The sequence below is a fragment of the Dyadobacter beijingensis DSM 21582 genome, from assembly GCF_000382205.1.
In the GTDB taxonomy this organism is placed as follows: Bacteria; Bacteroidota; Bacteroidia; order Cytophagales; family Spirosomataceae; genus Dyadobacter; species Dyadobacter beijingensis.
Genome location: NZ_KB907786.1, coordinates 924,698 through 939,375, shown reverse-complemented (window position 1 = coordinate 939,375; position 14,678 = coordinate 924,698). Strand labels below are relative to the sequence as shown.

The 14,678-nt window shown below is 53.1% G+C and carries 12 protein-coding genes; 3 read left to right on the top strand and 9 right to left on the bottom strand.

Annotated features, from left to right (window positions below; genetic code table 11):
• Window positions 1-91 precede the first annotated feature (91 nt).
• Window positions 92-727, top strand: coding sequence for a response regulator transcription factor (locus H144_RS0103970; RefSeq protein ID WP_019940741.1), 636 nt, complete (start codon window positions 92-94; stop codon window positions 725-727).
• A gap of 316 nt (window positions 728-1,043) precedes the next feature.
• The gene (locus H144_RS0103965) at window positions 1,044-1,682 is read left to right on the top strand and encodes a response regulator (RefSeq protein ID WP_019940740.1); all 639 of its coding nucleotides are present in this window, start codon (window positions 1,044-1,046) and stop codon (window positions 1,680-1,682) included.
• Window positions 1,683-1,701: 19 nt separating this feature from the next.
• Here the strand turns inward: H144_RS0103965 and H144_RS0103960 are convergent, their stop codons facing one another.
• The 6 genes from H144_RS0103960 to H144_RS31355 form a co-directional block, all read right to left on the bottom strand.
• On the bottom strand, window positions 1,702-2,976 hold the full coding sequence (locus H144_RS0103960; RefSeq protein WP_019940739.1) for an aminotransferase class V-fold PLP-dependent enzyme: 1,275 nt from the start codon (window positions 2,974-2,976) through the stop codon (window positions 1,702-1,704).
• A gap of 179 nt (window positions 2,977-3,155) precedes the next feature.
• A complete protein-coding gene (locus tag H144_RS0103955) occupies window positions 3,156-3,818 on the bottom strand; it encodes a glycan-binding surface protein (RefSeq protein ID WP_026350399.1) in 663 nt (220 codons plus the stop codon).
• Entirely contained in the window at window positions 3,811-3,999 is a 189-nt protein-coding gene (locus tag H144_RS0103950) for a hypothetical protein (RefSeq protein WP_157504429.1), read from the bottom strand. The genes H144_RS0103955 and H144_RS0103950 overlap by 8 nt, the downstream gene beginning before the upstream one ends.
• A gap of 61 nt (window positions 4,000-4,060) precedes the next feature.
• Window positions 4,061-5,818, bottom strand: coding sequence for a response regulator (locus H144_RS33130; RefSeq protein ID WP_157504427.1), 1,758 nt, complete (start codon window positions 5,816-5,818; stop codon window positions 4,061-4,063).
• Window positions 5,819-5,919: 101 nt separating this feature from the next.
• Window positions 5,920-6,342, bottom strand: coding sequence for a response regulator (locus H144_RS0103940; RefSeq protein WP_019940735.1), 423 nt, complete (start codon window positions 6,340-6,342; stop codon window positions 5,920-5,922).
• Complete coding sequence (locus tag H144_RS31355) at window positions 6,335-7,360, bottom strand: PAS domain-containing protein (protein WP_019940734.1); 1,026 nt, start codon at window positions 7,358-7,360, stop codon at window positions 6,335-6,337. The genes H144_RS0103940 and H144_RS31355 overlap by 8 nt, the downstream gene beginning before the upstream one ends.
• Before the next feature lie 90 nt (window positions 7,361-7,450).
• On the opposite strand from H144_RS31355, the gene H144_RS0103930 reads away from it, so the two are divergent.
• Window positions 7,451-7,945 (top strand): DUF421 domain-containing protein, encoded by a 495-nt coding sequence (locus tag H144_RS0103930; protein ID WP_019940733.1) that lies wholly within the window; start codon window positions 7,451-7,453, stop codon window positions 7,943-7,945.
• A gap of 13 nt (window positions 7,946-7,958) precedes the next feature.
• On the opposite strand, the gene H144_RS0103925 is transcribed toward H144_RS0103930, so the two are convergent.
• From H144_RS0103925 to ppk1, 3 genes are read right to left on the bottom strand one after another with little or no spacing between them, the layout of a single operon-like run.
• On the bottom strand, window positions 7,959-11,750 hold the full coding sequence (locus H144_RS0103925) for a metallophosphoesterase (protein ID WP_019940732.1): 3,792 nt from the start codon (window positions 11,748-11,750) through the stop codon (window positions 7,959-7,961).
• 17 nt (window positions 11,751-11,767) lie between these two features.
• Window positions 11,768-12,640, bottom strand: coding sequence for an SdiA-regulated domain-containing protein (locus H144_RS0103920; protein WP_019940731.1), 873 nt, complete (start codon window positions 12,638-12,640; stop codon window positions 11,768-11,770).
• The gene (gene ppk1, locus H144_RS0103915; protein ID WP_019940730.1) at window positions 12,640-14,676 is read right to left on the bottom strand and encodes a polyphosphate kinase 1; all 2,037 of its coding nucleotides are present in this window, start codon (window positions 14,674-14,676) and stop codon (window positions 12,640-12,642) included. The genes H144_RS0103920 and ppk1 overlap by 1 nt, the downstream gene beginning before the upstream one ends.
• Window positions 14,677-14,678: the final 2 nt, after the last annotated feature.

The window sequence follows — 14,678 nt, the reverse complement described above, 5'->3', positions numbered from 1 at the left end:
AGCCGTAGATACATTTCTACAAGCCGAGACTTTGATAAATATTTAGATTTGTGCGTTTCCGGTGAAACCACAAACCTCTTGATCAAAGATTATGAAGATACTGATCGTTGAAGATCATCCGCTTATACGGATGGGGCTTAAACTGCTCATCTCCGAATCTGAATCCAAAGCCTCTGTCACACAATGCGATACCTTCCCGGAAGGCCTGGTACTCCTCGACCAGGAAAAGTTCGATCTTCTTATCCTCGATATCGATATCCCCGGCGGCGAGAATATTAAAATGATGAATATGATACGGAGCAAACAGCCCGACATCATCATCCTCATACACTCCGGCTACGATGAGCAGGTATATGCATTACCCTACATTAAAGCCGGCGCGAATGGGTTTCTGTCCAAGCAGGCCAGCCACGACGAGTTCAAGACAGCACTCAAAGCCGTGATGACCAAAGGCAAATATGTGAGCTACCAGGTACAGCAAATCCTGCTTAACACGATCAAAGACAACAATTTCGGGAAAGTAATGAACCCTATTACCAGCCTTTCGCCCAATGAAATGCGGGTTATGCAGCTGCTCACCGAAGGCAAGTGGACGAAGGAAATCGCTGCGATCATGAATGTGAAAGAAAATACCGTGAGTACCTATAAACGGCGGATTTTCAACAAGCTCGATGTCGTGGATTCGATCGAGCTTTCTAAAAAAGTGTCTCTGCTCAAACAGTTCTAATTAACAGAATTTCAACTCGGATTGCATCGGATGCCCTTGTCATCGCCGTCGTTACAGCGATGTGTCACCGCATGCAAACTACGTTGCTAAATAAACTTAAAAACAGTTTGCATGCATAAAAAACTAATTCTATATTTACATACAACTATTTGATAAACAACATATTACGTGTAGCTTTTCTTAAATAGCGATAGAAATGATTCTATAATCCATTTGCGCTAACGCTACAATAGCACGCTTATCGGTAACTTACATTTACGGCCAGGAAGCAGTTTGTCTCCCTTTTCTAAGATTAATATTCTGACACGGCCGGTGAATGAAACACATACTACTCGTTGAAAACCATTCGATTGTAAGGCTTGCAACCATCTTTATTTTACGCGAGGTGCTACCCGCGGTTACATCATGGGAAGCCGACACCTTTCCGGAGGCGCTCCGCATCGTATCTTCCCAAAAACTCGACCTCATTGTCCTCGACATTAATCTACCCGACGGCGAAGGATTCCAGATGATCGAGAAAATCCGGCGCATTCAGCCGGAAGTCCTGATCATGATGTTTTCGGGAGTAGATGAGGAAATTTATGCCGCGCATTACCTGCGGGTCGGCGCAAATGGCTTCGTTTCAAAAACTTCTTCCACCGAAGAGGTACGGGCAGCCATCACGGCCATGTTTGACATAGGCCGCTACATGAGCCCCGACGTGGCAGAAGCGCTTCTCCGTGGCCCGTTCGCACGACCCGGTCGGAATGGTAACCCGCTCGTCATGCTTTCCCAACGCGAGCTGGAAGTCATGGACCTGCTCGTTCAGGGCAAATGGACGAAAGAAATCGCAACCTTCCTGAACATCACGGGCAGCTCGGTAAGCACCTACAAAACACGGATTTTTGAAAAACTCGGCGTCAGCACGGTGCTGGAATTGTACCAGCGGGTTTCGGAACTTCGTGATATGGAGTAGCCGACCGTTAAGCAAGTGGCTAGGCGCCGCTTGCGCCGGTCAATTCCTCGCGGATGCGCCGTGCCACCACTTTGTCCTCGCCGGGCTGTAACATCCAGGCGGTTACGCGGATGAGATTGGCCCCTTTCAGCGTACCCTCCGTTGCCGGGTCGATGGAATCCGAGCCAGCCTGATAGTAGTACAACGGCAGTCCCGAAAAACCGGCTTCTATGGACGGGCTGCCGAACCGCAGTTTGTCGCGGAGTTGGCGCCCGGTGAGTTTTACAATGCTGTCGTCCCAGCTGATCGTAAGCGTAGGCGTAATGTTCCCCAGTTCGGGGATGGTCACTTTGGTGGTAACGCCGGGCAAGTCTTTCACGGCATTTTCAATGCGTGCGATCTGCGCTTCCCATTCTTTCCATTCGCGGTCATGATCGCCGGAAATGAATTTTTCGAGCGCCACATACATGCCCAAAATCTCCTCTTTGTTCACCTTGTGCCCGCGTGCGACCGTGAACCCGCGCGGAGGCGCATTCAGGCGCGCGGCTGCGACGATATCCTTCCGGCCCATGAGAATACCCGCGCTCTGGGGCCCGCGCATTGCTTTCCCGCCTGATATGAACACCATATCAAACCCCATATCATTGAATTTCCAGAGGTTGGATACCGGCGGCACATCCGCGGCAATGTCGATAGACGTCGGGATATTGTGCTTTTTACCCAACGCGACCCACTCCTCATGCTTGATCTGCCCGGCATTGGTGGTGATGTTGAGAAAGTGCAGCAATGCCGTCCGCTCACTGATCGCCCGCTCTACATCCTCGGCCGTTTCCACCTCGATCACCTTGCAGCCGGTATTGAGGAATGCATGATTGTATCGTTCGTTATGTGATTTCTGGCAAATCACTTCCGATTTCATGCCTGTGTCTTCCAGATGCGGCAGCTGCTCCACCTTGCGTACATCCAGCCCCGTAAGCACGCCTGCGAGACCCAGCGTCATGGCAGAAAATGCACCGCAGGTCACCATAGCCGCTTCGGAATGGACCAGCTTCGCAATCTTCTCTCCTACTTTATCCTGCACCTCGTCGATCATGCAAAAATGCCTGGAAGTGTTTTCGATCGTATCGACGACCTCTTCGTGCATAATACATCCCGACATGTAGGTGAGCGTTCCCGCCGCATTGATAAACGACCGGATGCCCAGCTCAGCGATCAAATCGCGCTTTTTCTTCGGAGCAACCCGCGCTCCGGACAACGGCAGCGAGCCGATTAATGGTAATGTGGAAAGGCCTTGAATAACTTTTCTGCGTTTCATGGGTTTAGGTATTGGTAAAACCACAAGATACACAAATGGAGTCAGTCAGGGAGTCATCGGGCCAGGTCTAGTCATGAAATTAGTCACAACACCTGCCGATATCTGACCTGTTCACTCATTGACTCATTCACTCATTAACTCATTCACTCATTCACTCATTGACTCATTGACTCACTGCCTCATTCACTAACCTTCGGCACAACCCTGAAATTATCGAACGACATATCGCAATCCAGGTCGCCGCCGCCATGAAATAGTAACCTCGTATAATATCCTTTCGCACTTACGACCATTTTAGACCCGGCTTTTTCATAGGCCGTCGCAATTTCTTCGAATGGGATAACTACCGTTTGCCATTGACCTTTGGTGTCGTACGGCGGCAGCCACGTGTATTGACTATCGTTAAAACCGCTTGCTAGTCCTGCCGATATTTTCAGCACATTGTTGTTGTAGGGCTTAACGGTATTGACTTCGAATTTGAGGAAGTATTTGTCGGGTTTCAAAATGGCCGAGTCGGGAATGTTTTTGCTGATTGCCCCTACGGCATCGGGCGGTCCGCCGGCCACTTCCGTCCATTGCCAGCCTCCGATCGCCTTTTTGACCCGGATATAATTGCCGTTGATCGCGGGCGGGTCACCTGCCGCCGGCTTGGTAACAACAAACGCGGCATTCCACCAGCCGGTGAACGGGTCGCTGCTGAGGAAGATATTCCGGTTGTCGCGGAACCAGAGGTCGGATTTCGTTTCTCCGAACTTCGTCTTGATCGTCGCAGGACCCGGCTGCGCACCTTCGGGTACCGTCACCTGTATTTCCTGGTCTTTCACCCCTACCAGCCTACCCACCTTCCCGCCTGAGAAGGTGACGGTCAGCGGCGGATAGAAAAAGTCCCCGCGAACGATCAGTTTCTGGCTGCCGCCCGGGATCGTCTGCGTGATTTCCGCTCTTGGGCGTGTTCCGCTGCACGGTGGTATCGCAAAGCAATGTGAGGTTGTTCTCGATCACAGGCACCGCTCCCCAGTTCATTACGAGGAAACGATAGGCCAGCGCCCGCATGAAGCGCGCTTCACTATAACCCTAATAAATATTATTTTAAAGTGATACCCAGAAATGGAAAGATGTAGGCATAAAAATCCTGCGGTATGAATGGCTTGATAAAGTATCCGGAGAAGCCGCTCGCCATCGCCCGCTCCTTTTCGTTCTCGAATGCAGAGGCCGTGAGGGCGATGATCGGAACGGCGGGATCGAGCTGGCGGATGAGGGTGGTGCTTTCGAAACCGTCCATGACAGGCATTCGAAGGTCCATCAGCACGAGATCGTACCGGTTCTGTTTGAACAGATCGTACGCTTCCTGACCGTTCGCGGCCGTATCGTAGGGTATATTCTTGCGTTTCAGGAGCTGCGTGGCTACTACGAGGTTGGTCTTATTGTCGTCGGCCACGAGTATGCGCACGTCCGGGATGGTTTCCGGCGCGATTTCCTGCAACGGCTGACGGCCGGCGATCGGTTCGGTGGAGTATGGCAGCGACAGCCGGAACGAGAATTTCGAGCCTTTGCCTTCCTCGCTTTCCAGGTGTATTTCGCTGTTGAACAATCGTATCAGTTCTTTTGAAATGGCCAAACCGAGGCCTGTGCCCGTAATACTATCCGAATGTGTCCGCACTCTGACCTGCGTAAAAATCCCGAAAATGCCGGCCTGTTCGGACTTTGGAATGCCTATACCGGTGTCGGCCACCTCGAAATTCAGGGTAATGGCCCCGGGCGTCCGTGCGACCTCGCGCACGTGCAGCGCCACCGACCCCCTGGCCGTGAATTTGATTGCATTATGGACGAGGTTGGTAATGACCTGGCTTAGCCGCAGGCGGTCGCCAATGAGCTGCGGGGGCAGGCTCGGATCAATGGCGAACACGAGCGAGATACCCTTTTCATCAGCTTTCGGGTCGAAGGTTTTTTTGAGAATATCGAAAAAATCAAACGGATTGAATGGCTGCGGGTCGAGTACGACGTGGTTGGAATTGATTTTGTTGAAATCCAGCACGTCGTTGACAACCGCCATGAGGTGATCGGCCGAGAATTTCAGGGTTTTGAGCAGATCATTCGGCTTATCGCGGTTTTCCTCTTCCTGCATCATCAAATGCACCATCCCTACGATGCCATTCAGCGGCGTGCGGATTTCGTGGCTCATCATGGAGAGGAAATCGGTTTTGGCACGCGTGGCTTGTTCGGCAATGGTTTTCTGGCGTTCGAGGGCCTCGTTCTGCTGTTGCAGGGTATAACGGAAGTAAAAGTTGCGTTTGCCTTCGTTGTAACTGAGTTTTACAACAAATGGAAAGAGAAAATGCCCGGCCATGACGAACACGCCTCCCTGCTCGAAGAAGGAAATCAATGTGGTATCACTCACAAAATGGATCGCCAGCGGGTAGAGGACCAGCCCCAGCGCCGACACGACGAGCGCATACCGCAGCGGCCAGCGCAGCACGAGCGCAGCAAATATGACGGCGAGCGTGAGATTCAGGCAGGATTGTACGTAGGAAAGATGCGGCCTCGACAGCAGAAATGCGTAAAAACAAATGAGTGTAGCAAACGTGTAAAAGCTCATTTGCTGCCCGGAAATCACCTTCCTGGAATGCAGGAAAAAATACCCGAGAATCACGGCGCCCGAAAGCAGGTGCGTAGGCAATAAAGTGTAGAAAAACGGGTCTCCCGATAAAAAGAAGGCGATGGACGATAATGGGTTACATATCAGAAATGTAACACAGAACAGCCGGTTGGGTATCCTCGTCCTGACTTCCGCCTCCTCCTTCCAAAGCTGCTCAAAAGATTCGGAATATTGAATATCTTTCAAATAGGAGCCTTTTTGAACGTTGAATTTCAAAAATACGCCTAAAAATGGCAAATCACGTGTATTTTGGTGACAAGTTGAATGCTTTTATCACTTGCCGGGCGCTATTGGGAGAGCGGGTCGTCGAAGAACCCGCGCAATTTATCGGAACTGATAATGCGACGGCACGACTCGATGGTCAGCGGCTTCTGCTGGTAGTCGATCACCTGTCCGAAAGCGAATGCGCGCGCTTTTTCCGTTTCTTCGGTGGCCGAGCTGACCATCACGATCTGGACCCGGGACAAATAAGGCCGGTCGCGGATCGCCCGCAGAAATTCCCAACCGTTCATCACGGGCATATTGATATCCAGCAGGATAAGGAACGTCGTAGCCATCGCCTCGTTCATATCCAGGTAATCCAAAGCTTCCTGCCCGTTGTAGCATAGCACCGTGTCATACGAAACCCCGCTGCGTTTGAGAAAGGTCTGATGCAGGAACAACATGATCTTGTCGTCGTCTACCAGGAGGATTTTCAACCCGTCATTCATTGTTTTGGACTTTATCTGCTTTGCGTACAATCTCCCGGATCACTTCGTCCAGCTCATCGGCCGACGACCTGACGTGTTCCAGGACCGTTTCGAAGGGCATCGTTCCGAGATCACCCGACCGAAGCAGGTCCACCAGTCCCATCAGGCGTGTGAGCGGCGCGCGTACCTTGTGCGACTGCGTCCAGGCGATTTCCCGTAACCGCTCGTTCTGCTGCCGGTAGCGCTCATTGCTGATCAAAAGGGCTGTCGCTTTCTCGACGGCCTCGGTAATATCCCTGGAATTCGCGACGATGCCGCCTACTGCCGGGTCGTCGGTCAGGTTGGTGGCGGTGGTCACGATCCACCGATATTGCCCGGCGCCGTCCATGAAGCGAAAAGGCTCCGTTTTGATCTGCCGGTATTCGCTCATTTTTAAAAATAATGCCAGTACGGCCTGCCGGTCGTCGGGATGTATCCAGTCGAATGCGTTTTTGCCGATAAATTCGTCGGGATGAATGCCGAGGATGGGTTCGCTGCTTTCGCTTACGAACAGGTAGTTACCCTGCTCGTCGAGGATCGCAATGAGGTCTGCGCCCTCCTGGACCAATGCTTTGAAGCGCCGTTCGCTCTCCATGAGCTCGCGTTTTTTTTCCAGGCGCTCGGTTACGTCGGTGATTACGCACATGTGCAGGCCCGGCAGAATATTTGGTTTGGCGTTGAAACTGCCGGTCACGAAGGTGCCGTCCTTGCGCCTTATTTTCATCAGACCGTTGAGAATTTCACCATTGAGGAAGTTCTTCCATAGCCATGCAAACGGTGTTTCCGGTGGTAGCACCAGCACCTGGTCGATGGAAACGCCTTGCAGGTCGTCCCGGTCGCACCCGATCATACGGAGCGTAGCGGCATTGACGTCGAGGCAGCGGCCATCGTCGTCGCAGAGCACGATGGCGTCGGTGGTGTTGTCGAAAATTGCATGGTACATCACCTCCCTGGCGGGCGGATTTCCGTTTTCAGATCCTTCCTGCTTCTCAGTACTCATTCAATTCCAGCCCTGGCGGGTGTAGGTGCCTTGTAAATCGCTAATTAATGCTATTTTTCACTAACAATCAAACAATCCCGGCAGCATACAATGGAAAAGCTTATTGGCCTCAACTGGCATGAAATGTGGGTTCCAACCACATCTGTATTGGAAATCTTTATCCGCGGGACCGTCACCTACTGGACCATATTCCTATTGCTCCGGTTCTTCCGCCGCGGCACCGGCCAGTTCAGCGTGAGCGATATCCTGCTCATTATCCTCATCGGCGACGCTGCCCAAAACGCCATGGCCGGCCAGTACAACAGCATCACCGAAGGCATCCTCCTCATCGCGACGCTGGTATTCTGGGACGTGGCCATCGACTGGATGGGTTACAAGTCCGCCTCGCTCTGGCGGTTTTTCCAGGCTGACCCGAAACTACTCATCGTCGACGGGGAGTTCCAGCAACGTAATATGCGCAGGGAATTCATTTCCGAAGCCGACCTGATGGCTTATCTGCGCGAAAAAGGGGTAGAAGATATCCGCAATGTGAAGGCCTGCTACCTCGAAGGGAGCGGTAACCTCAGCGTTTTGGAGAAAAAATAAGGGTTTGGTCCACCTAAAACCAGAATCCGAGCTGGATCGCGATCCGCGGCTTCTCTTCTTTCTTTTCTTTGGGAATGAACGCGCCGGCTGCAATGGTCAGGGCGTCGACCGGCGAAAGCCAGATGCCGCCGCCGTAATCATAATGCCACTGGTCCGACGACTCGTTTTCGAGCCATACGCGACCGTAGTCAAATCCGCCGAAAATACCGAAAGTGAGGGGTAGTACCGGGTTATAGCTGCTGCCTAGTTTCAGGCGCAGGTCGGTATCGTGCCAGAAAGAGCTTTTTCCGTAAAAACGCTCCGTGCGGTAGCCGCGCAAGCCGAGTTTCCCGCCGATTTGCGGTCTTTGGAAAAACTGGTACCCCTCCCCGAAGTTCAGGCCGGTGCCCACCTGCGTGGCCAGGATAAGTCTTTCCTTTTGATCGAGTGAGGCATAGTAGGCGAATTGTGCCCGCAGGCCCGTGAAATTATCGTCGCTTTTCAGGTCGGATGTCCAGTTCAGGGCAGCATTGAAACGAATGCCGGTATGCGGCGAGAAAATGTTGTCGATGCTGCTGAAATTGAAGGTAAACTTCGCGCCGCTGTAATATTTGGTTTTGAAAATATCTTCGGGCAAGCCGTTTTCGGTACTGGTGATGAACCTGCCGCCCGTTGCCTGAATGTCGTTCACCTCGAATACGGGACCTAATGTGACAAAGCCGTTGACGCCCGCAAAACGCTTTTTAATGGCCGGATTCACATAAAATGCGCTCTGCCGGACCCGGTAGAAATCCGGATTCTGCACAGGCCGCCCGGTTTCGTTACCCAGCCCGGCGTAGTTGAAAGCATACCTCGGCCCGCGGTAATAGGTATCCAGGTAGAAATCGAATTTTTTGAATGCATTGATAAAATCGCCGGTATAATTTACTTTGAAACCCTGTGTTTTAGCCGCAAAGCTGCCGCCGATCGTCTGTACCGAAGCGTAGGGTTCTTTTTTGAAACCATATTTCGTGATGTTGACCGCGCCGCCCAGGAAGAAACCGTCGTCCGGGTTCGCACCCAGGATCGGGATCGGTAGCGCAATGTCATAGTTGCTGTCGCCGCTCCGGCGGTCGTACACGTTGAAGCGGTAGAGGCTCGTGCGCTTGTCTTTGGTGTCGGGGCCCGCAACGAGGGTATTGTTTTTCAAATCGTCATACACGAGCGTCTTTTTGCCGCCGCCGCTCACACGGGCGCTGTCGGCAAATAAGTCCTTGCCCAGCCCACCGATCAGCCGCAGCTTAATGCCCTTGTGCACATCGCCCTTCACGATAAACTCGTCCTTGTCGCCATTGCCATATACATTAATGGCATGCGTCACGGCATTTTCGAACACGCGCTGGTAGTTCTGGTGCTTGATACGACCTTCCTTACCCGTCTCGTACACGGTCACGCGGGTATGCGCGTCGTCGATCCTTTCGATCAGGAAGCGTTCTTCTTCTTCCGTCCCGATCACATTCACCGACTGGCTCACGAATTCATAATGCGCACGTGCAATTTTCAACAAATCTGCGCGCCGGGCTTTCAGGCCTTCGATCATTTTCGGGGAGGCTATCTCGCGCGCCTTGGCCGGCCAGTCGTTGAACGACGCTGCAATGGCTTCGTCGGTCAGGTTTTTCTGGATAAATTTCACCTGCTCCTCCCATTGCTCCCAGCTCAGTTCGTTCAGGAAAGACCGGTCGAAATGGCGGGCGCTCCATGTCGTCCATTTCATGCTCTGGATTTCAGGGCCGTAGGTTTGCAGCTGTCGCAAGAATGGCAGCGTAAGCCGTGCAATGTTCGTCAAAAAGCCGTCATAGCGCGAAAATGCCTGGTCGCGGTCGCGGGGAATAGGGCGGTAGAGAATGGTTCCGTCTTTCTGTTTGATGGATGCCCATGCCCACTGATCGTCGTGGCGGTCCCAGTCGCCGATGATGAAGTCGAGCAGGCGCGTGCGGATCGCCCACGGCTCGTCCACCTTGTTTTTACTGCTTTCCAATAATGCTTCCACGAGGTCGGGCGTGCTCACGATCTTGTCGGGATTACCGAAAAAGTCGGCGTTTTTCCAGCGTTTGCCGTCTGCCCGCTCTTCCACGAGGTTCATCGTACCGCCGAATACGTTGTTGAAACTGCCTAATGCAGGCTGCGCCGGTACGTAGTACATTCTTGGATTGGTGTGGTACACATTGATCGCCCCCGCGAGTGCCGGCATATTCAGCGGCGCGAACGGATTGGTCGACAGGAAGTTATCCTCTACGAGGTACTTTGCTGCCACCATCTGGTTGAACGGAAACGGCAGGAAGCGGCTTACATCTTTGGTCAGCCCGCGCATGGCATACTCCCTGCCCTCGTTGTCGCGCAGGCGGAGCGAGTTGGTCTGGTTGCCCCCACCCTGCTTGGTAGCCACAACGCCGCCTTTATAGGTCGCCATGTCGAGCACCGGGAACCGATATTGTTCCAGGTAAAGCGGGCGGTAATGCTCGCCGAGCATGGCCTTATGAAATTTGCCGATCGGTTTCACCTCGTTGCTGGTCACGAATTTCGTTGTCGAATCGGCGTGCTGGCTGTATTCGGTGAATGCCGCAGCTGAATCGGGCGCTGCTACCTGCTGCCGGCCTTTGACCTTGTGCTGAAAGACCAGTTTTGCATCTTTGCCGTCGGGTGTTACTTCCCAGAATTTCGCCCAGGTTTCGCCGCCGGCGTAAAAGCTCAGCGTCGAGAAGCCCAGTTTGGAAGAAGAGAACAATGAGCCCTTACCCAGGCTTACCGGACTGGTTTTCGAGCCGCTTCCGCTCACGATGAACTCCTGGCCGTCGTTTTCGATGAATTGCAATGCATGCTCATGCCCGCTCGCAAAAATGAACTTGCCATTCTTCCGCGCCCCCGCGAGTACGGCCGTGCGCAGATCCTTGTAATGCTTGTTGGCCGCATCCTGCCGCGAGCCGATCGTCCCGCGGAAAAGTGCGCTCAGGCTCCCCAGCACGGGAAGCGGGATGTACAGGTTCGGATTAAGCTCGGTCAAAGGGAAAATATGCTGCTTGATGGTGAAGCGCCCGCCATGCGGCCCGTAGGTGTACGGCGGATGGTGCATGGCGATCACGACGTTTTTGCTGCGGTATTTACGGACCACATTTTCCCACACAAACCGGAACTGCTCGCGGTTACGGATCTCGCAGCCGTCGTTGATCTTCTCGTCGCGGTCCCAGTCGGTGAGCCACCATTGCGAGTCGGCGATGATGATCACGACATTGTCGTTCAGTTCCACCACCTCGGGGCCGGAGCAACCGTTCAGCGGGAGGAAATAGTCTTCGTAATCGTCCTTATCTTTCTTCCCGCGGCTTTCGTTGATGTGTTTCTGAATGTATTTCTCCTGTCTTTTCAAACCTTTCACGCCCCAGCCGCGCCAATCGTGGTTACCGGGTATGAAAATGGGCCTGCCTTTGAAATTTTCCAGCGTTTCCAGCTGCGAGCCGATGCGGAACTCCGCTACCTTGCGGGCGGCGGAGTCCTCCGACGGCGGCATGCCGTATTCGTAAATGTTATCGCCCAAAAACAATGCCGAGCTGTTGGCCGGCTCGGTCGCCAGTTTCGTTTTGAGGTATTCCAAAACAGGGGCGCGGTTTTCGGGGGCGTCATTGCCCGCATCGCCGATGAGGTACATCGTATGTTTCAGTTCCAGGGCCGGGTCGGGCGAGGCCGACTGCCATTGCGCACCTTCTTTGGAGAAGCGGGTTTTGTAGCTTGCGCAGGAGGATATGCCTGCCAAAACTGTTCCCAATGCGAGTAAACGGAGTAAATATTTATTCATAGGATGTCATGAATGGCCTAGCGGCCGGATTTTCTGAATTTGAGCACATTCCCGCTGAAAAGGTCGTCGCCCTCGTTGGAAATATAAAGGTTGCCCGCCTTGTCGAAAGCGACGCCCTCCGGCTGGATGAACATGTTGCCGTTCAGGTGATGCGCGTCTTTCACATTCCACTGCTGGTCCACCACCACCACCATCTGGTTTACCGCCGAGATAATGTACCACTCCCTCGTCACAGGATTTTTGGCAATGCCCGACGGCCTGAAACCGCGCGCTACCTTGCCCGTAATCGCCTTGATCTGATCGACATTGATCGCAAAACCACCCGTTTGCGTGATCACCGAATCCGGCCCGGCTTTCAGCACATAGCCCGACACGCTGTTTTTCGAATTGTCGCCCGCACAGTTTTTGCAGATCACAAACAGTTCGCCGGTCGTCTCGTCGCCATACATTCCTTCGTATTCTCCTTTGGGTAAAAGGCCTTTCATTTCGGAAATCCCCTGCGGCTCCTCATAGTACACTTCCGACATCGGGAATGTGAAAATGGTACCATTACTTTTCAGCACATACGCGCGATCGCGCACGATGGCCAGGTCTTCGTAATCCCCTTTCTTCGCAAACTTGGTATGCAGCTGCTTGGGGACATCCCACGCCAGCCTGAATAGTTTGCCGTCCTCATCCTGAATGGCGTAAATGGTATCGTTCCGGCCCTTGTCGAATGTGATGCCCGACACTTCGAACAGGCTTTCGGGCAGGTTGAACTTCTCCGGCTTGTTGAGATCGTACCCGCGGAAAAGCTCCGCCTCCTTCTGCGTGGAGTTGCAGCCGAATATCAGCAAACCCGCTAGCAACCAGGACATCACCGTCCCGATCCGTGTATATTGGTTTTTCATTAAAATGCTTTTTTAAACTGCTCGACAGCCCCGGTCAGGTATTGGTAAATGGCCTCCTGCGAGCGCACGCCCCCGGGCAGGTTGGTTACGGGCACATTATGCAGGTGATCGTCGATCCATACGGCCTGCACGGAATCTTCCCATTGCAATGCGAGGATGTCGATAAGCTGCTTTTTCAGGTCTTCGTGGTAAATCGGGAAACACACCTCGATGCGCCGGTAAATGTTACGGTTCATCCAATCGGCCGAGCCCATGAATACTTCCGGCAGGCCGTTGTTATGGAATACAAATACGCGCCCGTGTTCGAGGTAGCGGTCCACAATGCGTTTGATGCGGATATTCTCGCTCTGCCCCGGAACGCCCGGTACGAGCCGGCAAATGCTCCGCACGATCAGGTTCACGGTAATGCCCGCATTCGACGCTTCGTACAGTTTGTTGATCAGCACCTCTTCTTCGAGGTTGTTGAGTTTAATGGTAATACCTGCGGGCAAGCCGTTTCCGGCATTGTCAATCTCCCTGTCTATCAGCTCGATAAACCGGTTTTGCAGGTTAAACTGCGCCACCAGCAAATGCTCGAAACGCATGGCGTCGATCTTCTCGGGTTTCTTCTTCTTGCTCAAAAAACCGAAGAGCATTTCCGTTTCCTTCAACATGAACGGGTGGGCCGTGAGCAGAATATGGTCCGTATAAAAACGCGCGGTGCCTTCGTTGAGGTTACCCGTCGCGAGCAGGCCCAGGTAGGAATGCGTTTCATGTTTGCGTTTGACCAGCGCCAGCTTGGCATGCACTTTCAATGCATTCACGCTATGGATGATTTTCACGCCTGCGGCTTTCATTTTTTTGGCCCAGCGGATATTATTCGCCTCGTCGAACCGCGCTTTGAGCTCCACGAGTACTGTTACTTTCTTGCCGTTTTTAGCGGCGGAGATCAATGCATGTGCGATTTTCGAATCGTGCGCGACGCGGTACATGGTCGTGTAAATCTCCTGCACAGAGCGATCAATCGCCGCTTCGTTGAAAAACCGCAGAATGGTATCGTAGGTCTGGTACGGCGCGTGCACCATCAGATCCCGGCGGGTAAGCGCCTCAAACAGCGTCTCCGGCTCTTCGAAGCCTTCCAGATGCTGCGCAGCGGGCCACGGCGGGTAGGAAATCGCCGGCGATGCCACGGGGAGCGACGAAAGGTCTTTCAGGTTATGGTAACGTCCGCCTCCCACGAGCGATGCTTTTTTCAGGTCGAACACATTCACAATGTATTGCAAATGCCGCAGCGACAGGCCGGGCTCATACAGCAGCCTCGTAGCAAGGCCGAAATCCCGCTTGCTCAGCTGCTTTTCCACCTGCTCGGCCATGTCCTCGCCGTCCTCGTCGAGCAGGTCCAGCTCGGCGTCGCGGGTGACTTTGATATTGAATGCTTTGATATCGACGGCATCCGGGAATATGACATCCAGGTTGCAGCGGATCAGGTCTTCCAGAAACAGAATGTATTCGCCGTCGGACTGCCTGATTTTCACGAAGCGGTCGAGCTGCGGCACCGGGATGTTCACGAGCGCGATTTTTTCGCGGTCATGCGGCAGTTGCAGGATGACGACAATGTAAATTTGATTGTTTTCGGGGAAAAATGAGGTTTTGTCGTTCAGGTAAACGTGCTGGATAAAACCTGCTATCTGGGTATAAAAGTAGCGTTTCGCGAACGCGGCGATCTGCGCTGAAATTTCTTCTTTATAGGAAAAATGAATCCCCAGCTGCGCTAATGCGGGGATGATGGATTTGGACAAAATAGCACCAAATGCTTCCAGCTGCCGGTTTATCATCGCCTCGGCTTCGAGGTAGGCATTGCCGGCGGTATCCCGCATGGCATTTTTTTGCAGGTACGGCATCCGTACGCGGTAAAATTCGTCGAGGTTCGAAGAATAGATCGACAAAAACCGGATCCGTTCCATCAGCGGCACGGCCTCGTTGGCAGCCTCCCCCAGCACCCTTTCATTGAAGGTGAGCCAGCTGATATCCCGGTTGAAATAGCGGAATGCTTCCATAT

Coding starts and splice junctions, on each gene's coding strand:
- H144_RS0103950 (WP_157504429.1), bottom strand. CDS start 3,999: ATGAACTGGGGAGCGGTGCCTGTGATCGAGAACAACCTCACATTGCTT.
- H144_RS0103965 (WP_019940740.1), top strand. CDS start 1,044: ATGAAACACATACTACTCGTTGAAAACCATTCGATTGTAAGGCTTGCA.
- H144_RS0103960 (WP_019940739.1), bottom strand. CDS start 2,976: ATGAAACGCAGAAAAGTTATTCAAGGCCTTTCCACATTACCATTAATC.
- H144_RS31355 (WP_019940734.1), bottom strand. CDS start 7,360: ATGAGTACTGAGAAGCAGGAAGGATCTGAAAACGGAAATCCGCCCGCC.
- H144_RS0103925 (WP_019940732.1), bottom strand. CDS start 11,750: ATGAATAAATATTTACTCCGTTTACTCGCATTGGGAACAGTTTTGGCA.
- H144_RS0103930 (WP_019940733.1), top strand. CDS start 7,451: ATGGAAAAGCTTATTGGCCTCAACTGGCATGAAATGTGGGTTCCAACC.
- H144_RS0103940 (WP_019940735.1), bottom strand. CDS start 6,342: ATGAATGACGGGTTGAAAATCCTCCTGGTAGACGACGACAAGATCATG.
- H144_RS0103920 (WP_019940731.1), bottom strand. CDS start 12,640: ATGAAAAACCAATATACACGGATCGGGACGGTGATGTCCTGGTTGCTA.
- H144_RS0103970 (WP_019940741.1), top strand. CDS start 92: ATGAAGATACTGATCGTTGAAGATCATCCGCTTATACGGATGGGGCTT.
- ppk1 (WP_019940730.1), bottom strand. CDS start 14,676: ATGGAAGCATTCCGCTATTTCAACCGGGATATCAGCTGGCTCACCTTC.